Source organism: Pseudomonadota bacterium, assembly GCA_011049115.1.
Taxonomy (GTDB): Bacteria; Desulfobacterota; Anaeroferrophillalia; order Anaeroferrophillales; family Tharpellaceae; genus DSCM01.
Window position 1 is genome coordinate 1 of sequence record DSCM01000080.1, and the last position, 25,434, is coordinate 25,434.

The following is a 25,434-nucleotide window of genomic DNA, read 5'->3' on the forward strand; positions in this document are numbered from 1 at the left end:
CATGATCTCCAGCTTGATGCCGTAGCTCTTGGTGGTTGAAAAGGTGACGTCGGGGCAGTCACAGACCTTGAAAACGATCCCGGCGGCATTATAATAGGAGCCAGTGTATTCACTGGTGCAGTAGCCCTCGGACGACTCGTAGTCGAACAGCGGACACTCGGGACAACCGATATTTCCCGGATCATCCTGGGTCGGAACACCACATTCATATTTACTATCGATATAGAGATTATAGCCCCAGTGCTTGGTGCAGAGCTCCTTGCAAGGCCCATCGATGACGCTCGAGCTGAAACCTGAAACCACGGTCGTCAGCACGAAGGCCATGGCCAGCAACAAAATCAAACTACTCTTCCTCATTTGCTTCCTCCATTGTTAGTTGTTGATTCACCCAGCTTGCGGCAAATCCTTTGAAATAAAAATAGAACCTATAAAATTACCAAAACGTTTCAGGGGTGATCTTTGACCCCGCGACACCAACCTTCAGATTATCCTAACTTTAACCCCACCTCCTTTCGTCTTTCCCCAAGCTACGCATCCTCGAAAAACTTAAGTTAACGGCTCGGAGGGTCTTCGGGTCAGCCAGCGGGCCGTTTGGCATCACCCTGCTACCGACTATTGAACGATTATAGAACGTTATACTATACGACCTGCAATTTATTTGTCAAGCTATTTTTCCCGAATTTATTAGGAATCCTTAAGCTAAACAAAAAACTTGCTCTGAAGCCGGGTTTATTTACCGCCAGGCCCTGTTAACGAAAGTTTTTCTTGACCTCTTCCAGGCGCCGAAGAAAGGGCCGACTGACAAAAACCGAGTCCTCTTCCTGCAGAATGACATGCGGCGTGATGAAAAACATCAGTTCGACACTGTGAAACTCCCTGCCTTTATAGCCGACCAGGTAGCGCAGTCCGGGCACCCGGGCCAGCCAGGGCAGGCCGCTGTAATTATCGCTGCGACTCTGCTGAATCAGGCCGGCGATGACCACGGTCTGACCGTCGGCCACGGAGAGAATGCTTTCGGCCACCCGCTGGGAAAAGATCGGGGAATTGATGCCCTCGATGGTCTTGGTTGAAAGCTGGCTGACCTCCTGGTTAATCTCCATGCGCACCATGCCGTTGTCGTTGATATGCGGGGTCACGGTCAGGATGATGCCGACGTTGCGATACTGAATGGTGGTATCGGTGGTCTGGGCCGTGGAGCCGGAATCGGTGGTGCGATAGCTCGAGGTCACGGTCGGCACGTCCTCGCCGACATCGATCCTGGCGGTCTCGCCGTCGGATGCCAGAATCTGCGGGGCCGAAAGGATATTGACCCGGTTGTCGTCGGCCAGCGCCCGAACAATGGCCTTGAAACGACCGGAATTTTCCACCAGAAAGCTCAAGCCCGAACCGATCAGGGTGTCACCGCTGCCGCTGACCAGGCCCAGCCCGGAATCAATCCCCAGATTTCCGGTGGCCTTGGCCCCGGTCAAGCCCTTCATCAGGTAGCTCCACTCAATACCCAATTTATTGGTTTCATCGAGCTTGACCTCGGCGATCGTCACCTCGATCAGCACCTGCTTCGGATAGATATCGAGCTTTTCGATAACCGGCTTAATTTTACGATAATCGCCGCCGGTCGCCTTGACCAGGATCGAGTTGGTGGTTTTATCCACCACAAAGGTCACCTCCCCTTCGAGACTGCCGCTAATCGCCCCGGGTGAAGTTGTTTGCAACTTCTGTGCCCGCTCCTCATTCTGGCGCTGATTATCGAGCAGGGTCTTGCCGAGCGGCTGCGGCTTATCCTTGCTTTTATCCAGGTCGGTCGCACTCTTCGTCCCGTTCTTGGTAAACAGCCCCTTGAGCACCTCGACGATATTCTCGGCCACGCCGTTCTGAATATAATGAACGAAGATATCCTCGCTCGTCGCATCCTGGGCTAGGACCGGCACCTCACGATCGAGTTCGGCCACCCATTCATCGACCAGGGCCAGGGATTCGGCGTCCCGACTCAAGGCCAGAATCAGGTTAATTCGGGGCAGGGCGATAAAACTCACCGAGGCGTTGACATTGCTTTCCTTGCCCCCCGCCAGGCCGTATGCGCCGGCCAGGGTTTCAAGCTCCTTGATCAGATCCTCGGCGCCGACATATTTCAGCAGATAAACCTTCTGTTCAAGCCCGGCCAGCACGCTGACATCAAACAGGGACAACAGCCGCGCAACCTTGCTCAGGACATGATCGTAATCACAGACCAGTATGACCCCGCTCGGATCATGAACGTAAACCTGAGCCCCCTTGCTGAGATAGGGCTTGATGATATTGACGAACTGGGCTCCGGGCAGGTAATTGAGCCGAAAGGCGCGAATCGCCTTGCCCCGAGCATTTTCCGAATCGCCGGGCAGCAGCAGTTCCCCGGCCTCGGCCGCGGCCGGCAGGGCGGCCTGGGGCATCACCTCCCAGAGCGGTCCGCGCCGGGCCATGACCGCCCCGTTCATGCGCAGAACCCCACGCAACAACTCAAAAATCTCCTCGCGGTTGAGTTCGGCCGCCACCTCCAGCGTGACCTTGCCGCCGACCCCCTGGTAGATGGTGTAGTTTTCGCCCAGAATCTCCATGAACAGACGCAGAACCTCAACCAGATCGGCGTCGTCGAAATTAAGACTGACCGGCTCCCGGCCCTGAACCTGGGCCGGGAGCCCGCCGTCCCCGGAAGTGGTTCTGACCGCCGCCACGCCGGAAAAGCGCTTCAGGCGACGGTTGAGTTCAAGCTCTTCGGCTTCGAGTTTTTGCAACAGGGCCGCGGCGTCATCCGACGCCGGAAGCACCTCGGACTCCAGAGTAAAGGCTTCCGTCTGGCCGGCCTGGCCCGGGGACGGACGCCCCTGCAACAAGCCTCCCGGAGGCAGGGCTTCGTCCCGCACGGACGACCGCCACATCGTACATGAAGCCAGCCACAACGCGCAACCCAGCAGCAATAGGGTTCGCAACCAACCTTTCCGTTTAACAATCTCCATCCGTTCCCACTCCATCCCGCATCCGCCGGGATTGATCAAAGCCACCATTTTTTAGAGATCAGGCTTCATTTTCGGTTTGAAAAGAACAAGCCCATGTCTTGACAAAAACCCCTTTCCCTATTTACGGGCCGGTTTTTTGTAAACCGGACCAAAGGGGGTACTGTGCTTGATAAGCTCGCCCTGCTTGACCAGAGCGTCCTTTTCCTCGATCGACAGCTTCCGAATATCCCCGGCGCTCAGGACCGGCCGTGAAGCGGCCCCGGCCCCGGAAACGGCGCCACCCGCCGCCGATACCGCGACCGGCGCAACCTCGGCGGCCTCGACCTGAATATTGGCCTGATTCGCCGTGGTCAGCGGTCGCCGCTGTTTGTTGTCGTACAGCCCCACCTCGAACTCCGCGCCCCGCTCATCCTTCAAAACCACCTTGCGGGCCTCGACCTTGAGCAGGGTATAGGCCGGCGCCGGGCTGCGACCGGCCTTTTCATCCCGGGCCTCCCGGCCCTCGGCCAGCAATCTTTTACCGGCGCGAAAACGCTTGAAATGCAGCAAGGCCTGCCGGTTCGCGCCGGCCAGATAGGTGCCGTAGAGAATCACATCCCGCCGCTCCGGCGCCGGGACCGGGGCGGCGGGCTCAGGTTTCTCGTCCGCGCTCACCGGGGCCGGGACCGGTGGGCGCCAGGCCTGGCGCTTGGGCTCAAAAAGGTTTTTCTCGCCGACAACTTCATAATCGGCGGGCGCGACCTTGACTTTGTCGAGCTTCGAAGCCAGCTCCTTCAGGGTTGTCTGCACCGCCGAAGCCGCCCCGGTAACCCCGTCCCGAGCCACAAAAGCCGGCTCGCCGGAAGAATATTGCTTGTAGGTCGCGCGATCATAGACCAGTACCAGCAAACCCAGCCCGAGAAAGATCAAGGTCAGTCCGGCTCGCGATGGAACCCATTTTATCATTGCCCCGCAACCCCCGTCGGTTGTCACAAAAAAAAACGACCCGCTTGACCGGTAGCCTTGCGGCATCCGCGCGCCTACCGCGCCGCGCCTTGCCGGCCTACACCGTCAACGCCGTGATCTCCGCGTTGAAGTAGTAAAAACGTTTTTCCCGGCTGCTGATGTTTTTGATCTCAAACGCCTGAAGAAAGATAAACTTGTCGTCATTGTTGATTCGAATCAGAAAATCCTTGATCGCTCCGATCTCGGCGCGACAGTTAAGCCGTAGCCGCAGCAGTCGGACCCCATCTTTTCTGATCTCCGGCATGACCTTGGTAGAGCGCACATCAATCGCGCTCTCCCGCGCCAGGGTCTGAAGAAGATTCTGAAACTGGACATCCGTTAGGGTCGCGGTCTCCCCCCGCACCAGATGGCGTTCCTTGACCTGTTGATAAAATCCGCTTAACGCCTGATCCAATTCGACAAACTCCTGCTGCCGGGCCACCAGGCGAGCGAGTTTCTCGTACTGCAGCTGTTTCAGGGCAAGTTCATCGTCCAGAGCCCGACTCCGGGCCTGATAAACACCGTAGCCGGCTTTCGCGATCACCAGAAAAAACAGGACCGCGGCCAGGGCCAGCAGAAACTCCCGCCGTTTGATCAGATTCCCGACCCAGCTTAAATCCTTCATCGGCCTACTCCAGCTCCGCCACGATCTTAAAGGTTTCGCTGCTGCCTTTTTTGACCACGGGAGAATCAAAATGCACCTCTTTAAACAACGGCGAGTCTTCCAGTGCCTTGAGCACGGCGGTGGCCGAGGCCGACGTCCCCTGCAGATTGATTTTGCGTCCCCTGATTTCCAACGCACTGAGCCAGCCGTCGAGCGGAATCACCTCGGTCAGCTCCTTCAATAAAACGATGCTCACCGCCTGCTCCCGCACCAGCCCGGCCAGGGCCTCGATCGCGTTGATCTTTTCCTGATTCTGCTGACGCAGGCCGCCCAGTTTATCGGCTTCGCGCTGCACCACGGCAAGTTTCTTTTCCAGCTTCTCAAGCCGCCGCTGCTTACCGGCCAGCACCGCCAGGGGCTGGCCGGTAAGGGCCAGCACCAGAAAAAGCGCGGCCCCGAGCTCCAGCTTGAACCAGAGTCGCCGCCGCCGCATGACCTGAGGAGAAATCAGGTCGATGCTGTAAGGAAACTCGGCCCAATCAAGGCACAGGGTTTCCGGCAGCTCCCCGATCCCGACCCGGGTCAGGGCCGGCCGGGCCGCCTCCAGACCTAAAGCCAGAGCTTCCGCCTCCGCCCAGAGATAGGCCTTTGCGAAAGCCTGGCCGCGGTTTTCCGCCAGCGGCAGATTGCGGGACAGAAAAGCGGTCGGACCGGCCTCATCCCCCTGATTTTTTTCCCAGGCCTGAAACAAGGCCGCCCGACCGTCAAAAAGCAGCATCTCAAAAGAACCAGCGCTTGCACTCAGATAAAGACCGGGCTCACGCAACAACCAGGCCACCAGAAAAAGCACCGGAAAAATCGCGGACAGGTTCAGTCCCTGGCGCGCGAAAATGGTGTGATAGAATTCCACCCGGGAACGGGCCGCCAGGATCGCGCAGATCGCCAAACGCCCCTCTTCTTCGTGGGCCCGGTAACGCCAGCTGAGACCGCCCAGGTCGAAAGGAACATGCCGCATGAGTTCAAAACCGACGGCATCGTCCAGATTTTCCGCGGCGGCCAGGGGCAGGCTGAAATGCACAATCGTAAAAAGATCCAGCGGCAACCCGAGAAGCAGAAGGTCATCCTGACGCGGTCGACAGGCGCTCTTCCAGGCGGCGAGCACCGTTTCCAGAGCCTCGGGACGATCCAGCGCATATTCCAGACGCTGCAAAACCCGGACCCGCCCCCCAAGACCGCGCTGCAGCCGCAGATAAAGCAGGCGCCGCTCTTCAAACAGAAGCAGTTTGGTTTCCGGCAGCCAGGGCAGATTCATGAATTCTCTCTACGGTTTTTTTTCATTGACGGCAAAAATCCGCCGGTACCAGCCGAAGCCTTCGGCCCCGGCTCCTGACTCGGTCGCGCTGACACTGATGTATTCGGAATCGGCGATCGTGAAATAACGCTGCAACTGACTGAAATATTCCGGCGGCACGATTTCACTCAGATCCGCCATCTTCGTGATCGGCGCGCCGCCGCGGAAAGCGACGATCGCGTCAATCACCTCCGCCGGCAAGTCCTCGACCAAGGCCAGGGCCGCCGGAGCGCAACTGTTGATATCGATTTTATCGGCGCGACCGTAGGGAGAAAGCAGATCAACCAGACCGGGACGCTTTCCCTCTCCATAAAAGAGCCCTGAATCCACGCCTTTGATCAACAGAAGCTCGTCTATAACATCAATATCCCGGTTCTTGCAACCATATTCCAGACCCTGAGCTTTGTAATAATCGGTCTCCGCGCCATTGAGACGCTGCAGGCTGTCGCCATCGATCCAATCCAGAATCGCATCGACGACCGTATCCCGGGCGGCATCATCGGTCACGCCGCAGACCTCGATGATCCGGCGCCAGAGCTCCGGTCTCAGATTACGTAACTGAAATTTGCCCGCCTCACCACTGATTCGAATTGCGACCCGCAAGCCTTCCAGTTCACAAAGCCAGGGCTCAAAGCGCGGATACCAGAGTTCCAGAGGCCGGCCGCATAGCGCTTCAATCTCTGCCTTCTGCGCCAGCAGGGCGCGGTTGGCCCGGTACTTGAGATATTCATGGTAACCCTTGTTGACCGCCGACCCCAGCAGATAATCATACTCGGCGCCCAAACGGCGGTTACGAGCCGCCTCGGCATTGAGCCGAGCCGTGGTCGCGTAGTTCAGGGCCAGCAGGCTGAGCAGCAGGGAAACCCAGAAAACCGCGATCAGGGCAAACCCTTGTTCATTGTGAGCGTAAACCGGCCCGTTTTCCGTCATGTTGAATGCCGACCTTGGTGCAGCGGTTCCGGGGGGACCATCAGCGGCAGCAGAAAACGGCGCGGCACCCCCTCACGATTGGAATAACTGAAAAAAACGGCTCCCGGCAAAAGCTTGTGGCTCCAGTTCCGGGGCAGAGCCTCGTCCTCGACCAGGGCCCCGCCGGCCTGCGCCCCGCCCGACAAATCCAGCTTTTCCGGTTGCGCGATCACCGCAAAACCCGCTTCCCCGAGACCATCCAGAACCAGCAGAGCGGATTCCCGTAGTTGCTCATCCAGATCGAGGCTGCCGGCGGGATTGCGGGAAAACTCCGCCAGGGCGTCCAGCAGCCGGATATTTGGTCCCCAGGTTTTGATTAAATAAAGAGCGTCACCCTCGCCCGCCGCATCCTTCTCAAGATAGCAACAGGCGAAATAGATCCCCTGGGCCCCCCGCTGTCGGGATCCGAAACCCGAGGTCGTGGCGTAAAACAGCGCCCGGGAACCCAGAGCGAAGAAAAAGCCCTGCCCTTTCTCCCAGCTATAACTGTAGGGCACCAGCTTTTCAAGATCATCACTCAACAACCTGACCAGAGCCGCCTCGCGTTCGCCCTCCCCACTCCGCAGCTGCTGACGCGTCCAGATGCGCCCGGCACTGGAAAAAGCCAGGTAAAGCACGACAACCACCAGGGCCAGGATAGTCATGGCAATCACCATCTCAATCAGGGTAAACCCTTGATCAGAGGTGTTTTTCTTTAAATTCATCAGTAAAATAACCGGGGCTCACCTGACGATAGGCGACCAGCCGTAAATGCCGGCCGGGATTTTGAGCATCCTGCAAAAAGAGAACCAGACGATAAAGCTCACTCGTCCAACGCAGCGTGACGGCTTCTTCGTCGCTTTGGGTCGCGGCCTCCGGCCCGGGGCGAACCTCGACCGCTTCCAGGCGAAGTCTCCAGGTAAAATTATCGGTGGTGCCGCTCCAGGGAAAGTCATCCGCGCGCGGATCGCAGGCCAGCAGCCAGGCAAAGGTCTGACGACCGCGAACGACAATTTCGTCGAAGCCGCGCGCCTTTTGCTCAAGACGCAGGCTGGCCCCGAAGAGCTGCATGAAGGTGGTCACCACCAGGCCGACGATCAGGACCGCGACCATCATCTCCAGCAGGGTAAAACCCCGCTCATCGACCCGCGCCGTCATCTTTGAGCCGCTCCGTAAAGGTAATCCCTCCGGTCAGAGGGTTGACCGTGAACTCGGCCTGACTCCGCTGGCCGAAGACCCGCAGAGGACCGCCGGCCGCGCCGCCGTCGGCGTAAAAGGTCAACAACGACACTTCCGCCTGAATCGCGGCGGCCGGCGCGGCGCCGCAGCCGGCCGCCGCAGCCAGGAGAGCCTGTTGGGCCGCATTCAGCTCGATCTCGACCCCTGGCCCCAGAAGCACTCGCCGCCGGTCCAGTTGCTCACGCAGCCCTCCGGACTCCGGATTAAACAGACAGTCGTTAGTTTTACGCTGAAGAATCGCATGGCTGCGGGCGGCCTTGAAAAAAACCTGCAGTTCACGCAGTTTTGTTCGCCAGACCAGGCTTTCCCGCTGACGATGATTAAGCCCCAGAAAGAGACTCAACCCCAGGGTCATGATGGCCACCACGACGATCATCTCGACCAGGGTGAAAGCGGAAGTTCGCGCGCCGCGCCGCGTGGCGGCCCCGGCCGGCGCGGCCCTAATTTTCCCAGCTGTTAATATCGGCGTTATCACCTTCACCCCCAGGCTGGCCATCGACCCCATAGGAGGAAAGATCGTAATCCCCGTGATCTCCCGGACTTTTATAGACATAGTCATTACCCCAGGGGTCCTTGGGAATATCCTTGGGCAGATAGGGACCATCCCAGTTCTTGGCTCCGTCCGGCTGGGTCCGCAAAGCCTGCAGGCCCTGTTCCGAGCTCGGGTAGACATCGTTGTCAAGCCGATAGGAATCCAGCGCCGTGCCCAGCAATTCAATCTGGGCCCGGGCGGTTTTGCGTTTGGCGCCCCCGACCTTCTTGAACATGTTCGGAGCCACCAGGGAAGCCAGCAGACCGATGATCACCATGACAATCAGAAGCTCGATCAGGGTAAAACCCCGGGAGCCGCATTTGGCCTTGCGTTTCTTCGTCGGCAAGAAAATCATTGTCGCTCCTTTTTTTCATATTTCAGCTGAAAGGCCCGCTCAGCCGCCCAGCTCGTTAACACTGAAAATCGCCATCAACATCGAGACCACGATCGCGCCGATCACCAGGCCCATGAACAGAATTACCAGGGGTTCAAAAAGCGAGGTCAGGGCCTTGATGGTCACCTTCAGTTCCCGATCGTACATCTCGGCCAGCTTGTCCAGCATACCATCCAGATGACCGGTTTCCTCACCCACTCCGATCATATGCACGGTCAGGGACGGAAACAGTGGATCGGCGGCCAGAACCTGGGAAATCACCGCTCCCTGCTTGAGTTCCTCGCGCAGACGGGCGACCTTTTCCTGCAGAATCCGATTACTGATCACCCCACTGACCACCTGCAGGGCTTCCAGAATCGGCACACCGCTGGCCAACATCGCTCCCAGGGTGCGAAAAAAACGGGCGAGATCCATCTTGACAAAAATCTTACCCGCGCCCGGTAAACGCAACACCAGACGGTCGACCAGCAGGCGTCCACGCGGACTCCGGTAAAAGCGCCGGCCGGAATAAAACAGGACCCAGACCCAGAGCAGCAGGGCCCACCACCAGTTCTGCATAAAGTTGCCGCCGGCCAGCATGATCCGGGTCGCCGTGGGCAAGGCCACGCCCATATCGGCAAAGATTGAGGCGAACTTGGGCAGGACAAAGGTCAGCAGCAGAATAATCGAGGCCCCGGTGGTCAGGGTCAGGATCAGGGGATAGATCATGGCCCCGAAAAGAAATTCTTTCAGTTCGCGAATGCTGTTCAGATAGAGCGCGAGACGGTCGAGAACCGCATCCAGGATGCCGCCGCTCTCGCCGGCGCGCACCATGCCGACAAAAACCGGAGGGAAAATCTGCGGATGACCCTGCAAGGCCCCCCAGAAGGTGCTACCTTCCTTGACCTGCTCCCGAAGATTGGCCATCACCCGGGCGAAAACCGGCTTTTCAACCAGCTCGACCAGAATCACCAAAGCCCGGTTCAGCGGCACCCCGGCCTTCAGCAACAGCCCTAAATCCTCGGCGAAACCGGCCAGCTCTTTAACTCCGGGCCGACGCCAAGGCAAATTTTCCGTCCAGTTTTGCAGGGAGACGGTCCACTTACGGGACGGGCTACGGGAAACCATCCGTCGGCCGCGATTATCGACGTGGGCCGCAGCTCCGGCATTCGCCGCCCCGTCTCCCAGAGCCGTAATCTGCAAGGGCACCAGACCCTGGCGCTGCAGCATGACGACCGCCTGGCGCTGATCGGCGGCGCGCAGCCGGCCGGAGCTGATTTCACCCCCGGCATTGGCCGCCTTATAGGAAAACTCCGGCATGCTGCTCGCCATCTCAGGCCCCACTGACCCGAACCACCTCTTCCAGCGAGGTGATTCCGGCCCGCACCTTGCGCCAGCCGTCTTCGCGCAACAAGCTCATACCGTTTTTGACCGCGTACTCACGTAAAACCAGAGAGCTCTGGTTCTCCAGAATCAAGGCCCTGACCGGATCAGTCACCGGCAACAATTCGAAAATGCCGACCCGGCCGCGAAAACCGCTGAAGGAACACTCCTTGCAGCCCCGCGGCCGAAAAATCGGATTCTCCAGGCTGGGGGCAAACGGCAAGCGCAGACGCTCGACCAGGGCCGGCTCCGGCACGAAGGGCTCCTTACAGGCCGGGCAGAGAACCCGCACCAAACGCTGGGCCATGATCCCGATCAGGGAAGAGGAAAGCAGATAATCCTCGACCCCGATTTCGACCAGTCGGGTCACGGCGCCGGCGGCGTCGTTGGTATGCAGAGTGGAAAACACCAGATGCCCGGTCAGGGCCGACTGAATCGCGATATCGGCGGTTTCGCGATCCCGAATTTCTCCGATCAGGATAACATCGGGGTCCTGTCGGACAATCGAGCGCAAGCCGTTGGCGAAACCGAGTCCGGCCTTGCTGTTGACCTGCACCTGATTAATGCCGTTGAGCTCGTACTCCACCGGATCCTCGATCGTGATAATCTTCTTGTCGATCGAGTTGATGGTATTGAGCGCCGCGTAGAGAGTGGTGGTCTTCCCGCTGCCGGTCGGGCCGGTAACCAGAATGATGCCGTAAGGCTGGCTGATCATCTCCTCGAAACACTTGCGCGGGACTTCAGGAAAACCCAGGCTGTCAAGGCTGAAGGAAATGTTCGAGCGATCGAGAATGCGCATGACCACGCTCTCACCGTAGACCGTCGGCAAGCAGGAAACCCGCAGGTCGATATCCTTGCCCGCGATCTTGATGCGAATGCGGCCGTCCTGGGGCAGACGCCGCTCGGAGATATCAAGCCGGGCCATGATCTTGACCCGCGAAATCACCGAGGATTGCAGGTTCTTGGCGGGCGAGGCATGTTCCCGCAACACTCCGTCAACCCGAAAACGAACCTGCAGGCTTTCAGCCATCGGCTCAATATGAATATCGCTGGCCCCCTCCTCCACCGCTCGGGTGAGAAATTGGTTGACCAGCTTGATGATCGGCGCCTCGGAAGCCAAATCTCGCAGATGATCGACATCATCGCCCAGCTCGATGCCGCCGCCGGCCGCCTCCTTACTCCCGGAGTCGCCCTCCCCGGCCGGCAGAAAATACTCGCGAATCCAGGCCGCGATCTTCTCCTCGCGGGCCAGGCGCAGTTCAATGCGACGAGTCGGAAAAAGTTGCCGAAAGGTTTCCGCCGCCAGAGCGTCGAAAGGATCATTGACCACGACCACCAGGGCCTCTTCGCCCCCCAAGGGGAAACAGCGGTGTTCTTCGAGAAAAAGGGGGGAGAGCTCGGCAAAAGGAGTGACATCGTAGTCAGACGGCAGTTCACTGATTTGCCGCAGCCGCAGCACCTCGGCCGCCAGAGCCAGAAAATCCTCTTCGGAAACCAGTCCGGTCCTGATGGCCAGGCGATGCAGGGCCTCACGCTCGCGACCGCTGGGTTTGATCTTTTTCAGGTCGGAAGCGGAGAGCAGGCCCCGCTCGACCATTATTTCGATAATTCCGGCCATACCCGCGCCTCGCCCAACGCCAACAGGAAAAAACAGAACATACGGCTGTAGGCCATCTGCAGGGGAAAAGAAAAAAACATGATCACCGAAAAAGCGGAAAGTGAAGCCAGCAACGGCAGCCGCCAGTCGGCTTCGTCGCCGGTCGGCTCCGGGTAACGCAAAAGATAAAACTGCCGTCCCCAGAGCCATAAAAAAACCAGCAAGGCCGGGATACCACATTCGGCCGCCAGTTGCAAATAGTCATTATGGGCCCGCCGCACCTGCATCTTATAGTTGAACAAAGGATCCTTGGCGAAACTTTGGTAGTAAAGCGGATAAGTAAAACGCCAGTTGCCGGGCCCCACCCCCAGAACCGGATTTTCCTTGATCATCATCAGGGTATTGCCCCAATGATAATAACGAAACTCCAGCAACCGGGCAACGCCGCCCCGCCGCAAATTCTCAAAACTCGCCATGACCCGCCGTCGGCTTTGCGTGAACGACATGACCAGAACCAGCATCAACCCCGTCAACAGCAGCGCCGCGAGCAAAGCCCGCAGCCCTCGCCGCCGCCAGCCGGGATCAGGACCCTCCGCCTTTCGCCAAAACAGCCAAACCGACAACACCAGGGCCTCAACCAGCAGGGCCAGTATCGCCGCCCGGGAATAGTTCATAAAAAGCAGGGCCAGGGCCGCTCCGGCCGCAAGCAACAGCGCGCCGACCAAAAGCAGAGCACCTCTACCACGGTCGGCCCGCCGGCGCCGCCACTGGCGCCAGGCGGCAAAAAACACAAACGGCAGAACCAGGGCGATGAAATCAGCCGCCGGATTCCGATAACCCAGGGTTGACGCCGGACCCAGAATGGGCATCAGAAAAGGAATCCTGTAGCCCGCAAACTGCACGATTCCAAAAACGGAAAAAATAACCAACGCCGCTAATAAACCGTATACCGCGGCCCAGCGCAACGCCACCCGCCGAAATAAGCCGGCCAGCACCAGGCCCAATAAAGTCAGTAAAAAAAAGTTGCCGAAAGTAAAACCGGCGGCGGCCTTTACCGGCGCCGCCAAACCGGCCAGCGCCATCAGGATCAACAGCAAAAACAACAGTTTAAATCCCAACGCCCGCCGAAAAAACGCCCCCGCCTGAGCGGCGGCTTCCGGATTGCGCGCCAGCGCCACACAGAAGAGGCCGCAGAACAGCGGGCCGGCGGCGGCGATCAAACAGCCTTTCGGCAAATCATAAAGGGTGCAGAAAAGCGCCCCGTCGGGAGCATATCCGGAAACCACGAACAGCGGCGTGCTCAGAAAAAAAAGAAAGAGCAAGCTCGGCCAGCCCCTCAAAACCGACCGGCCGGCAAGGGCTCGCGAGCGCTCTTTGGCCCGCTCGGTCAAGGGCCTGCGGAGAGAACGTCCTTTCATCGAGTTTCTCCCTGAAAGGCGGCTCGCAACCGTCGCAGAAGCGGTTGCAGTTCCTTTTTCACCGGATAGATCGCCTGGCTTTTTTCCAGGGCGGCCAGGGCCTGCCGCGGTTCCCCCAGAGCAAAGCGACAGCTCCCCAGACTGGTCAGCAGACTGATCGACCAAGGATCGTAACGCAAACCCTCTTCATAGCATTGCAGGGCGGCCCGAGGTTGATTCAGCTGCCGGTAACAATTTCCCGCCGTCAGATACTCACTGCTGATTTCCGGATAATAAACCCGGTGCTCCAGGCCGCGCTGATAGGCCATTATTCCCGCCGCACAGGCCCGCGCGGCAAGCCTTGGTTGCCTGGAACCAAGGGCCTGTTCGGCGGCCGCGAAATCGGCTTTGAGTCGGGTCATGGCCAGAGAGCGGGCCAGGCTGTGCCAGCCGAACCAGGCAACCGCCAGAAAAACCAGAAAAAAAAGTCCCGCCGCAAGCAGCCACCCTTTACGCGTCATAAGTAAATAACCAGGAACGCAACAGGCGCCAGCGATGCAGACGAAACCTGGCGGCGGTCAGCAAACAACCCAGACCGTATTGAAGGCTGCGCCAGAAATTAATGGAAGAGGCCTCGGGAAAATATTTCGTCGGACAGCTAACCTCGCCGATAAGATACCCCAAAGCATGAATCTGCGCCAGAATCTGGTTATCGAAAACAAAATCATCGGAATTACGGTGTAACGGCAGACGTTTCAGCAAAGAGGCGGAAAAGGCCCGATACCCGGTATGAAATTCGGAGAGCTTAGTCCCCAGCAAAAGGTTTTCCAGCAAGGTCAGAATGCGATTAGCGGCATATTTCCACCCCGGCATCCCCCCCTCTCGGGCCCGGCCGCCGAGAATGCGGGAGGCGAGAACACAGTCATAAAGCCCGCTGCCGATCATGGCGGCCATCACCGGAATCAGACGCGGCGTATATTGATAATCCGGGTGCACCATGATCACGATATCGGCGCCCGCCCGCAGCGCCCGCCGATAACAGCTTTTCTGATTGGCGCCATAACCCAGATTACGCTGATGCCGAACCAATTCCGAAGCCGGCAGACCAGCGGCGATCCGCGCGGTGGCATCGGAACTGCAGTCGTCGACAATCACGACATGATCAACCACGCCCTGCGCCATAACCTCATGATAAGTGCGCAGCAGGGTCGACTCGGCATTGTAGGCCGGCATGACCACCACAATTTTCTGATTCCTATACACCGGATTCACTCCACATCGAACTCAAAGCCTTAAGATTATGTACTCACGCAGCCGCTTGACAACGTCAAGGGGACCCCGGAGTGTACGCAACGAGTTGAGCGCTTGCGTCATTTTTTCCAGCGCCGGAAGCCCCAGGATTACGCCGCTCAGGGGTGTAATCGTTCCAACTGCCGCAGATTATAAAGCGCCTCCCGCTGGTCGGGCTCTTGCCGCAGAACCCGGCGAAACTCGTTCCTGGCCGCCTCATAGTGACCCAGACACGCCTCAGCCACGCCCAGATTGACCCGGGCCTTGAGATTTTCAGGTTGCGTCTGCAACGCGCGCCTCAGAAACGCACGCGCCTGCTGCGGCTGATTGTTATTCAGCTGCAGCAGGCCCAGTTGGTAATAAACCTCGGGGTGCTCGGGAGCCAGTTTCAGCGCTTGGTCCAGAAGGGCGCCGGCTGCCGGCAACTCTCCCTGTCTGGCTTTACAGTCTGCCAGGCCGAGAAGGGCTTTAACCGATTCGGGATTGACTTGCCGGGCTTGGGAAAAAGCCTTTTCGGCCTCATCGTGGCGCCCGTCTTTTTGCCAAGCGGCCCCCAGATTCAGCCAGCCCTCAAGATAGTCAGGTTTAAGCTCTACCGCTCTGGTAAAGGCCCGAAACGCCTCAGACCGCCTGCCCTCCGCCTGCAGGGCAACCCCCAAATCCGAATAGGCATGGTAGTTCAGCGGATCAACCGCCACCGCCCGAGAAAACAAGGTCGTGCTGTTTTGCCAAAAAGCAGTTTGCCGCCGGCTTACGGGAAGCAACAGCAACAACAACAGGCATGCGGCGGCCCACAATCTCGCCGCCGGGATTGACGACCCCCATTGCGCCCCTCCCCAAACCAGAAGCAGGCCGAGACCGATACTCGGAAAATAGGTATAGCGATCGGCCAGAGCCTGCCCTCCGACCTGAATCAAGCCGATCACCGGCACCAGGGTGCCGAGAAACCACAACCAGCCCACCAGAAGAAAAGGGGACTTGTCCCTTTGCCTGAAAAACCAATAGCTCAGCAGGCTAAACAACAACAGGACTCCGACAACCGTCAAGGCCGACGGCAGGCCCTGATAGCGATAAAACACCGCCAGTTTCCGAGGCCAAAGAGCAAGCTCCAGATACTTAAAATATGCAAGCAGCGCATTGAGCAAACGCCGGCCGTAACCAAAGGCCTCGAGCGTCGCCAGGGCTCCGGCCTGTTTCTGGGCCATAAAGGTCATGACCGCCGCTCCCGCCGCCAAGCCCAGCAAGGGCAGTTTTTCCAGTCCGAGGCGCAGCCAGGAGCTGTGAAGATGACGCCGAAGAGGCCAGAAATCAAGTACCAGCAAAAGAAAGGGCAGGGTTACCGCCATCGGCTTGGCCAACAGCGCCAGCAGGGCGCTGATCAAGACCGGCAGATAGCGCTTATAACCCGGACGAAGGCTGTAATAATGATAACTTAAAAGGCTCAGCAACCAGAAGAAAACACATAGCAGATCCTTGCGCTCCGCGATCCAGGCCACGGATTCAACCCGCAAGGGATGCCAGGCGAAAAAGGCCGCGACCAAGACGCTGCGGCCCAGAGCCCCGGTCAGGCGCCACAAGACCACTAAAAGAAGAACGGTGTTGGCGAGATGCCAGAACATGGCCGCCAGGTGATGGGCGCCCGCATCGAGCCCAAACCAGGAGCTATCAAGCATGTGGGAAAGCCAGGTCAAGGGATGCCAGTTAGCCGCATGAAACGAGGTAAAGGCCCAACGCAGGCCGTCCCAGCTCAGTCCCCGTATGACAATTTCATTCTCAAGCACATAATCGGGGTCATCAAAACTGACAAAGGCGAAATCCGAGGTCTGCCAGTAGATAGCCAGAACGCCGAGCCCTAACAACATGACGGCGCCCGGAAAAAACCAAGGCTTTTTTCCCGCCGTCAGGCCGACGTTCTTCATAGAACTTCTATGCGCTGCGCTTTTTGCCAACCTGCCGCCACCAGTTTGCGGTTTTCGTCAGTCCCGTTTCCACTCGCTCGGGCGCCCGCCAACCCAATTCAGCAACCGAACTTCTATCAAGCTGTAAATTACCCATCAGCTTGACCAGCGCGGCGCTTTGTCCCAGCAGGGCCGCGCTGAATTTCATCAGACCGATGGGAAGCGAGCATGAACGAAAGGGGCGCTCCAGGGCCCGCGCCAACAGGTGCGCCAGCTCCCGGGACGAGCAGTCCCGCTCGTCCGCCGGGAACAGCAGGCGCCCTCCGGCTTGAGGATGAAAACAAGAAAATTCTAGAAAGTCAACCAAATTATCAAGACTTATGAAACTACGTTGATTATCGGTTCGCGCCACCGGCAACGGCCGGCCCCGATCAAGCCAGGCCAGCAGGGCGGCGAAATTACCTTTGACCCCCGGCCCATAAACCAACGGCGACCTGATAATAACCAGCTCAGGACCCTGTTCAGGAACGCAAAGCCGGTTGAGCTCCTGTTCCGCTCGCCACTTACTGACCGCGTAGGCGCCCCGGGGACGAGGTCTGTCCCCGGGACCATAGACACAGGCACCGGGCGCGAGCACACCTTCTCCGTTAACCTTGATCGTACTGAGAAAAATCAAGCGCCGGACCCCGGCCTTGACCGCTCCTTGAGCAAGGGCCCGGCTCATTTCCAGGTTGTCGGAAAAAAACCGCTCTTCCGAACGACGGTCCGAAACCAGGCAGTGGGCCCGGGCCGCCAGATGGACCACCACCTCGATTTCGGTCAGCAACTTAGACCAGGCTTCCGGCCGGGTTACTTCGGACACGGCGACCACGTCGTCAAGAAGCGCCTTCAGGTCAGCCGGCAAAGGCGTTCCGCCCCGGCGCACAACCGCTCTTAACGGAATCTTTTTCTGCGCCAGATGACGGCACAGCGCCGCCCCGACAAAACCGGCGGCGCCGGTAATCAGGATTTTTCCAGAGCTTCCCATCGCGTTCCCAATAGTTCATGGTATACCGAAAAGGTAGCGGCAATTACTTTTTTGTCACTGAACTCTTGAGCCACCAGTTGCCGGCCGCGAAGACCGAAACGCCGCCTTAAGGCAGGATCAAGAAGCAGGGTTTTCAGCGCCGCGGCCAGCTCGGAAACCGAGCCCGGCGGCACGAGAAAACCATTCTCCCCGGATCTGACGATCTCCCGACAACCCGGCATGTCGGTGGCCACCAGAGATTTGCCGCAGGCCGCGGCTTCCAGCAGGGTGACGGGAATACCTTCGCGATAACGGGTCGGCAGACAGACGATGTCCACCTGCCGATAAAGGGCCGGCATGTCTTTCTGGTAGCCCAGCCAGCGAACCACGCCCTGGCCATGCCAGTAGAGCAGGCGCGCTATCGAAACCGCCGCCGGATTGCTGGTATCCGGCATGCCGGCCAGCCAGAACTCGGCGTTCAGTCCCTCTTGGAGCAAAAGCCGGGCCGCCTCCACGTACTCGCGAATGCCTTTATGCCAGAGCATCCGGGCCGCCAGCAGCACCACCGGGGCCGCCGCCGGGTCAGACGGGCTCGAGAAGCTTGCCGAAAAGCGTTCCAGGTCTACCCCGGACCCCAGAATCAGCCGGGTTTTTTCCGGGCCCACGATTTTCCGATCGAGAAAATGCCGCCGGTCATCCGGATTTTCAAAAAGAAAACGGACCCTGCGACCACCGCCGGCCAGGCGATAAGCAGCCTCGACCAGCCGGCGCAGATAGTTTTTCCCCGCGCCGCCGGTGATAAAAACAAACCCCAGCCCGGTCACGGCGTTGACCACCGCCCCGATACCGGTCAGGCGGGCCGCCAGCGAGCCGTAAATAATCGGCTTGATCGAAACCTGATGCACCAGGTCCGGCCGCTGCCGGCGATAGAGCCCGGCAATATCCCAACAGGCAAGCAGCTCCCGCAGAGGATTACGGCTGGAACGGCGCAGCTTAAGAGGAAAATGGGGAAAACCCAGGCTTTTGATTTCCGCCACCCGCGGACCGGGGGCCGTGGCCACCAGCACCCTGCAACCCGCTTGTTGCGCGGCCAGGGCCAAAGCCCGGCGATGAAGCAGAAAAAACCAGTCATCCGTAACCAGAAAAAGAATCGTCGGTGGACCCGGCCGCCTTTCCTCTGGGACCGACAGGCGGCGCCCGGCGGTCAGCAGAAAACGGCGACAGAATTTCAGCAGCGACCAGAAGCAGGCTCCGGCCAGGCGCGGGCCCGAGATTCCGGGCGCGCGGCGCATGCGGTACAGGGCTTGGAGTTCACCCTTTTCCATCGCCCACAGCGCGGCGCTCTGACCCGTCGCGCCAAAAGCGGCCTTGTGGGTTTGCGCCAGGGACAAGCCGATCAGCGCCGCCCGCTCGGAAGCGGCCAGCAGTTGCAGCCACAGGGAAAAATCCTCTCCGTAACGAAAGTTTTCCGGAAAACGATCCGGCAGCCGACGGCGCAGCATTACGCTTGGAGTTCGCAACCGATTACGATACAAAAGCTCCGCCAACCGAACCTCTGTAATCCGGTAAGCGCCCGTTTTGAGGGCGGCTTCTGGACGTACGCCGTCACAAAAATGCCCACTCAAGGCAAACTCGGGATGCTCCTTCATGAAAGCGTACTGAATCGCGATTTTTTCCGGATGCCAGCTGTCGTCGGCGTCAAGAAAGGCCAGCAGGGGTTGCGTGGCCCGATCCCAGGCATAATTACGGGCCGCTGCCGGACCCTGGTTTGTTTCCAGAAAAAAAAGTTTCAGCCAGCCGTCCCCATAGCTCGCGAGCAGACCGCCAAGCACGGCCCGGGTTTCGGCATCGCTGCCGTCATCGACAATGATAACCTCCGCCGGCCGCAAAGTCTGAGCCGCGACCGAAGCCAGGGCCCGACCGATCGTGGCCCCGGCCTGATAACAGGGAATGATCACGGTGACCAACGCCGGCTCCGCCAGGACCGAAAACGGGCGTTCTGCCGCCACGGCAAGGTGGCCCGTTAAACTTTTCATTGCCGGGAAACCCACTCCCAGGTGCGTCGCAGACCTTCGCGAAAATCCACCTGCGCCTCCCAGTCCAATTCCTGCCGGGCCCGCGTGCAATCGAGCCAATTGAGGGGCGTGTCACAGGCACGGGACGGTTTATAGATCACCTCAGCCCGGCGACCACTGACAATTTCAAGTTCAGCCAGCACTTCGTTCAGTGTCCAGGGACGGCCGCCACCAATATTAAACAAACCTTTAGAGATGTTTTTTTCACAGGCCTTCAGAATGGCCGCACTCAGGTCGGAAATATAAAGATAGTCGCGCGCGATTTCACCGTCACCCCAGATTTCAATCGCCTGCCGCCGCTTCAGGCGGCCCAGGAAAACCGCTACCGCCCCTTGAGCGCCGTCGATCCTCTGGCGCTCGCCATAGGGGTTGGCAATGCGCAGAATCGTATAATCCAGACCATACAGGTGCTGAAAAAGCTTGAGATATTTCTCCGTGGCAAGTTTGACAATCCCATAGGATGAGAGCGGCTCGGTCGGCGCCTCTTCGACCAACGGCAAGCTTCCGGCGACCCCATACACGGTCCCACCGGAAGACGCGAAAACTACCTTCTTCACCCCATTCCTGACGGCCTCCTCAAGCAGGGTCACGGTTCCCATAAGATTGCTCTGAATATCAAAAAGAGGGTCAAGATTGGAGGAAGCCGGCAATACCGTACCGGCCATATGCAACACCAGATCAATTCCGGAAAGCGCCGCCGTCAGCTCTCGGCGCACGGTAAAATCACCGAAAAAAACCTCGACCCGATCCCGAACGGCGGCGATATTGACCAGGGAACAGGCGGGCCTTTCCAGGATTCGAACCTGGTGCCCCGCCGCAAGCAGCGCTTCAACCGCGTGCGAACCGATAAAACCGGCCCCGCCCAAGACCAGACAGTTCATGGCTTTAAAGAAAAGTAAAAGGATTGATACTCGCGGTCAAGCCCGGCCAAAGAAAAATCTTCGCACATCCGCCGGCGAGCGGCCGCCGCCATTCTTTGGCGCCGGTGCGGATCGGCCAGCTTGCTGATCGCGGCGACATAGGCCTCGGGTCGTTCCCGTTCCCTGATCAGAAAACCACATTCGGGGGTAACCAGCTCGGCACAGCCTCCGACCTCGGCCACTACCGGCACCACCGCCATCGCCATCGCCTGATAAAGTACCATCGGCACCCCCTCCCAGTCGGAAGTCAGCAACAACAGATCGGCGATTTTGTACCAATCATAGACCGAGCTCAAGGGTTGCTCTCCATGCCAGCGCACCTCCCGCTCTAAATGCTGTTGCCGGATTCCGCCCAACAGCTCTTTTTTTTGGGATTCCAGGTTACCGTCACCGACGATATGCAGAACAAACGACTTCTTCATCTTTTTCAAACTTGCGGCAATTTCCAGCAGCCGCAAGGGCTGTTTCTGGCGATCAAGGCGTCCGACATACAAAAGATTCAAAACTCCGTCAACCCTTTCACGAGCAATCTCGGACCGCGCCGCGCGCCGCGCGGGATCATAGTAAGCCGCGTCAACCCGACCATGAATCACAGTGAATTTATCCTCGGCCAGGTAAGGATAAAGCCCCCGAAGCTCTTTTCCCAAATGCTCATATTCAAGATTATAGCGATCAATATGCTGATCGTACAGACGGGGAACCTCCAGTGCATAGCCTGTACGCCGGCCATCGGGAAAATGATCAAAACAATGAAACTGAGCCACGACCTTAAGCGCCGGATAGTGTTTTTTAAGTGTCGGCAGGGCCTGAAAGCCGGCCTCGCTGTTCATGATATGAATAATATCTATGCGACGACGGCCAATAAAATCCAGCAGAAAGCCATTGATCGCAGCCTGTTCCCGGCAACCCAGGGCGGGCAGATCGTAGATTTCCCGGGCGTGACCGGCGACCTTGGCCAGCCAGAGATTTTCACGTGGCAAGGTGGTCACCAGAAATTTATCGCACCAACCGGCATCCAGCCGGCGAAACCAGTCCACCAGCATGGTATCGGCTCCGCCGGTAATCACCCAGGGAGCCAGGTAAAGAATCCGCAGTTTTTGCCGACCTTTCACGGGTACGCTCTCAATCAGCCCACCGGTTTCGACTTTGCTCAAATCATCGAGCCCGATCTTTTCAATCCGATAATGTCCTTCCAGGTAGCGAACCAAGAGCTGCGGCTCCCTCTCGGAATGATAGTATTCGGGGAAATAAACCCGAAGACCGGGAAGCTGATTAAAATAAAAAAAATCACGCCAGAGCGAGTCGGCCGTCACCAGCAAAGGCTTGTCCGCGCTTTCGGCAAAAGCCAGCAGGCGCGGAAAAATCTCTGCCGGGGAAAAACTCAGCCCGCGCAAGTCCAGCCGGAAAGCCGAAAGCTTTGCCCCATCACCTCGATTGAGATTAACCAGTCCGTTCATGACCTGCCAGCGCTGCCGGACCCGGCCCCGCAGAATTCGAAGATGATTCATGATATAGCCCAGATGCAGATCCCTGATTCGGCGCTGTAATCCGGCAGACGCCGCGGATGCCCGTTCATTGCGTGAGCCCGCCAACATACGATAGTTATAAAGCGCCTCCGGAATCACCCGGCCGACATAACCATGCCGGACGAGGTTGACATAAAACTCCCAGTCTTCGTAACCATCCCGCATGATCTCGTTATAGCCACCGACGGTTTCCCAGGCGCGCCGCGGAAAAATCGCCACGCCGATGCGATTTTCATTGAGAATCTTTTCCGGATCGCTGTTTTCGGTCCGCCAGAGATAGGGCTCATCGCCGACAACATTGGTCCAGGTATAAACAAAAAAATGATCCGGCAGGGTCTCAAGCAGAAACAAGGTTTTTTCCAGAAAGGTCGGAGCGATCGTATCATCGGTATCCAGCGGAAAGATGTAGCGTCCCCGAGCCTCCCCGATAGCCCGGTTCCGGGCCCCGATCACGCCGCGGTTCAGCTGGCGAATCACCTTCCAGCCGGGCCGCTGTTCACGCTCAATCGCGTCGATCTTGCAAACGGTTGCCGGATCACTGGAACCATCGTCGATCAGAATCACTTCAAAATCGGTAAAAGTCTGGGCCTTTAAACTGGCGCTGAGATCATCCAGAAAAGCTCCGTGGTTAAAGCAGGGGAGAATAATCGAGAGCAGGGGCCCGGCGTGCGAAGACTGTCGCCAGGCCCGCGCCGGCAGTAAGGCCGAAAGCCGCCGAAGCCAACGCCGCCCCCAACGCCACCATGAATTTCCGTTCATCCCTGCTTGCCGCAAACGATCACGCGCGGAGCGCAAACCGGCAAACCAGGAAAGCGGCAATAAAATCCGCAGCAGTTCCCGCGCATGGTAGAGCGGATTTTGCCCGCGAGCCAGAGCCTGTAAATTATCAACCAGACGAAAACGTCTGGAACTGAGCAGGGCCTCCTGCTGCCGCCGATACCACTCGCAGGCGTCCCAGAGCTCCTGCTGCACCTGTTGTAAGCGGGAAAATTCCTGATCCTGCTGCTGCAGACGCAGGCTGAATTCTTTTTCCCTGAACTGGGTCAGCTTTTGTAATTCTGTAAACGCCTTTTCCAGGCCTTCTATCTGACCAAGAAAAAAACGCCGCCCCTCTTCCAGTTTCTCGATATAAGCCAGTTGCTCATTAATATACGACTTCTGCTCGGCTACCTGGGAAACCAGATTATCCCGATAGACATTTTCGTCGAGCCGCTGCCGCAAACATTTATGCAGACAGTCACGAACCGCCGGTGGCAGACTCTCCGGCGCTAAAAAAACCCCTTTTTGCCGCCGCAGATAAAGCATCGCCAGAAACAGGCTTTCCAGATTGATTCGATAATAGCCGGTCAACAGACGAGCGAGTTCCGCAAACGACCATTGTGGCATCAGAGCGCCGTTTTCCAGGGCATGCGCCAGCACCCAGGAAAGTTCCAGAAGGAACTCCAGCTGGCGGCCCGCGCCTTTCTCTTTCAGGGTATTACCCGAATGAAGCCGGTAAGCCAGCAGCTCGCGTTCACAAAAATAAGCTTCATGGCGCAACAGGGCGCGCAGCAAAAAATCAAGGTCATTGACATAACGCAAGGGCCGAAAAGCCCCGATGCGGCAAAGCAAAGAGCGGCGAAAGAAAAAATTTGATGAAGTACAGAGAAAATTGTCCCGTAACAAGCTTAACAGCAGATCCTGACTGTGGGCAAAATCGCCTTCCGCGTGCTTCAGCCATTCCAGCTCGAAGCCCTGTTGCAGAGCCAAACTGTCGCTGTCGACCAGCCGGACCTGGGAAAACGCCAGGGCAAAGCGAGGGTTGGCTTCCAGAACCTCAACAAAGTGGCTTAAACGCTCCGGCAGAAAAAGATCATCTGAATTAAGAATCGCGAGATAGCGCCCGCGGCTGCAGGTCAGACCCCGATTGAGCGCGGCGGCAGTGCCCTGGTTGTTCTGAATCTGCAGACAGACGCGATGATCCTCGCAGGCCGCGACCAAGGCCGCGGTATTGTCCGTGGAGCCATCATCAATGACAATGACTTCAAGCTCTCTGAAACTCTGGTTCAGAACACTGTCCAGGGTCTCCTTAATCCAACGCTCATGATTGTAGGCCGGAATAATAACCGAGACCAACGGCGGCGGACCGGGAAAAGGGCCCCGTTCTCTCTTGACTTCCGACTTCAATCCCGGTTTGGGGTCTTTGGGCAAAACCAGTTTCCTCCGCTGTCCGGCCTTGAGCGCGGCGGCAGTGGCCGCAAGATAAGCGTGGCCATATTCCTGATCGGCCTCCAGATAACAACCCTCTCCCCATTCATTCCAGGCATTGATAAAGACCAGGCGCTCGGCCGGGGCCAGGCGCTCGGCGCGGCTGATAACCTCGGTCAAAAAACGCTCGTATTTCTCAGGTGAGCTGTCATGAATGATGGTTGCTCCGGCATCCTTCCGGCGCCGGGCGTGATTGTCCCAGGCCGGGAACACCCCAGGATAACGCTGGTAAGTGGGCGGCTCCTTGGCGAGCATGGCGCGCACCACATCATCATACATAAAAACCTGATTCTCCAGAGTTCCCGCCACCGGAGAAAAGGTCGGCGACAGAGGCAAACGCCACTGCCCGTCAGCACCAAGATAATGGCGTTTAGTCAGGCAGCGCCAGTCGGGAGCAAACTCTACCGCGGCGTCAAATCCATGCTGTGCCGGATCAACCCCCGCCAGAAAGCCCTCAACCCGTAACAGGTAGAGACCGGGCAACCCCGCATGCTTCGCCTCCTCACGCCACAACGCCGCGGTACCGGCGGCATTCGGCAAGGCTTCACTGCGGTAGACAAGCACCACCGGTCGGCCCAGATGCCGGTAATAGCGCGAATCTTTTAAAACCGGCAAAAGCGCTCGAATATGTTCCAGATCGTCTTCACATGAATACTGCTGCTCTATCAGAACATCATTTTCAAGTCCGTCCCAACGTCTACTCCAGTTTTCGTTGGCCCAGCACAGACAAAAAGGCAGGGTAAAACTTTGATTTTCAAGAACCGTCTGCAAGGGCCCCTCCAGCAAACGTTTCCCCTTGAACCAGTAGTGATAAAAAACAAACCCGTGAATTCCGTATCGACGGGCCAGCTCCGCCTGCTCGCAGAGCACATGGGGACGGCTCAGATCATAGTAATTTTCCCCAAGAGGAATTTTCGGCTGTCGATGGCCGGCAAACTGCGGTCGGCCGGCGCGCACGTTGCTCCACTCGGTAAAGCCCTCTCCCCACCAGAGATCGTTTTCGGGAATCCGGTGAAACTGCGGCAGATAAAAAGCCATCAGCTTAGTCATGGTCTTCGAAAGTTTTGTTTTCAA

20 protein-coding genes are annotated in these 25,434 nt (G+C 58.1%); all 20 read right to left on the reverse strand.

Annotated elements, in window-relative coordinates:
• Window positions 1-357, reverse strand: a 357-nt coding sequence (locus ENN66_06395; protein HDS16231.1) for a hypothetical protein, incomplete at its 3' end; no start/stop codon positions are given.
• A gap of 392 nt (window positions 358-749) precedes the next feature.
• Window positions 750-3,038 (reverse strand): type II secretion system protein GspD, encoded by a 2,289-nt coding sequence (gene gspD / locus ENN66_06400; protein HDS16232.1) that lies wholly within the window; start codon window positions 3,036-3,038, stop codon window positions 750-752.
• A 69-nt stretch (window positions 3,039-3,107) separates the two neighbouring features.
• The gene (locus tag ENN66_06405) at window positions 3,108-3,935 is read right to left on the reverse strand and encodes a hypothetical protein (GenBank protein ID HDS16233.1); all 828 of its coding nucleotides are present in this window, start codon (window positions 3,933-3,935) and stop codon (window positions 3,108-3,110) included.
• 97 nt (window positions 3,936-4,032) lie between these two features.
• Window positions 4,033-4,599, reverse strand: a complete 567-nt coding sequence (locus ENN66_06410; GenBank protein HDS16234.1) for a hypothetical protein — start codon at window positions 4,597-4,599, stop codon at window positions 4,033-4,035.
• A 4-nt stretch (window positions 4,600-4,603) separates the two neighbouring features.
• Window positions 4,604-5,890 carry a hypothetical protein gene (locus ENN66_06415; protein HDS16235.1) on the reverse strand — a complete coding sequence of 429 codons (1,287 nt, stop codon included), beginning with the start codon at window positions 5,888-5,890 and terminating at the stop codon, window positions 4,604-4,606.
• A 9-nt stretch (window positions 5,891-5,899) separates the two neighbouring features.
• Entirely contained in the window at window positions 5,900-6,859 is a 960-nt protein-coding gene (locus tag ENN66_06420; GenBank protein HDS16236.1) for a type II secretory pathway, component PulK, read from the reverse strand.
• A complete protein-coding gene (locus tag ENN66_06425; GenBank protein ID HDS16237.1) occupies window positions 6,856-7,602 on the reverse strand; it encodes a prepilin-type N-terminal cleavage/methylation domain-containing protein in 747 nt (248 codons plus the stop codon). The genes ENN66_06420 and ENN66_06425 overlap by 4 nt, the downstream gene beginning before the upstream one ends.
• Window positions 7,577-8,035 (reverse strand): type II secretion system protein, encoded by a 459-nt coding sequence (locus tag ENN66_06430; protein ID HDS16238.1) that lies wholly within the window; start codon window positions 8,033-8,035, stop codon window positions 7,577-7,579. The genes ENN66_06425 and ENN66_06430 overlap by 26 nt, the downstream gene beginning before the upstream one ends.
• A complete protein-coding gene (locus ENN66_06435) occupies window positions 8,016-8,591 on the reverse strand; it encodes a prepilin-type N-terminal cleavage/methylation domain-containing protein (protein HDS16239.1) in 576 nt (191 codons plus the stop codon). Before ENN66_06435 ends, ENN66_06430 begins: the two co-directional genes overlap by 20 nt.
• Window positions 8,557-9,003: a type II secretion system protein GspG gene (gene gspG / locus ENN66_06440; protein ID HDS16240.1), complete on the reverse strand. Its 447-nt coding sequence runs from the start codon at window positions 9,001-9,003 to the stop codon at window positions 8,557-8,559. Before gspG ends, ENN66_06435 begins: the two co-directional genes overlap by 35 nt.
• A 39-nt stretch (window positions 9,004-9,042) precedes the next feature.
• Window positions 9,043-10,353, reverse strand: a complete 1,311-nt coding sequence (locus ENN66_06445) for a type II secretion system F family protein (protein HDS16241.1) — start codon at window positions 10,351-10,353, stop codon at window positions 9,043-9,045.
• Between the two features lies 1 nt (window position 10,354).
• Window positions 10,355-12,022, reverse strand: coding sequence for a type II/IV secretion system protein (locus ENN66_06450; protein HDS16242.1), 1,668 nt, complete (start codon window positions 12,020-12,022; stop codon window positions 10,355-10,357).
• Complete coding sequence (locus tag ENN66_06455; protein HDS16243.1) at window positions 12,001-13,419, reverse strand: O-antigen ligase family protein; 1,419 nt, start codon at window positions 13,417-13,419, stop codon at window positions 12,001-12,003. The genes ENN66_06450 and ENN66_06455 overlap by 22 nt, the downstream gene beginning before the upstream one ends.
• Window positions 13,416-13,919, reverse strand: a complete 504-nt coding sequence (locus ENN66_06460) for a tetratricopeptide repeat protein (protein HDS16244.1) — start codon at window positions 13,917-13,919, stop codon at window positions 13,416-13,418. The genes ENN66_06455 and ENN66_06460 overlap by 4 nt, the downstream gene beginning before the upstream one ends.
• Window positions 13,909-14,661: a glycosyltransferase family 2 protein gene (locus tag ENN66_06465; protein ID HDS16245.1), complete on the reverse strand. Its 753-nt coding sequence runs from the start codon at window positions 14,659-14,661 to the stop codon at window positions 13,909-13,911. The genes ENN66_06460 and ENN66_06465 overlap by 11 nt, the downstream gene beginning before the upstream one ends.
• 146 nt (window positions 14,662-14,807) lie before the next feature.
• Window positions 14,808-16,607, reverse strand: a complete 1,800-nt coding sequence (locus tag ENN66_06470) for a tetratricopeptide repeat protein (protein ID HDS16246.1) — start codon at window positions 16,605-16,607, stop codon at window positions 14,808-14,810.
• A 7-nt stretch (window positions 16,608-16,614) separates the two neighbouring features.
• The gene (locus ENN66_06475; protein ID HDS16247.1) at window positions 16,615-17,613 is read right to left on the reverse strand and encodes an NAD-dependent epimerase/dehydratase family protein; all 999 of its coding nucleotides are present in this window, start codon (window positions 17,611-17,613) and stop codon (window positions 16,615-16,617) included.
• Window positions 17,589-19,628, reverse strand: a complete 2,040-nt coding sequence (locus ENN66_06480; protein HDS16248.1) for a glycosyltransferase — start codon at window positions 19,626-19,628, stop codon at window positions 17,589-17,591. The genes ENN66_06475 and ENN66_06480 overlap by 25 nt, the downstream gene beginning before the upstream one ends.
• Window positions 19,625-20,548, reverse strand: coding sequence for an NAD-dependent epimerase/dehydratase family protein (locus tag ENN66_06485; protein ID HDS16249.1), 924 nt, complete (start codon window positions 20,546-20,548; stop codon window positions 19,625-19,627). The genes ENN66_06480 and ENN66_06485 overlap by 4 nt, the downstream gene beginning before the upstream one ends.
• Entirely contained in the window at window positions 20,545-25,434 is a 4,890-nt protein-coding gene (locus ENN66_06490; protein HDS16250.1) for a glycosyltransferase, read from the reverse strand. The genes ENN66_06485 and ENN66_06490 overlap by 4 nt, the downstream gene beginning before the upstream one ends.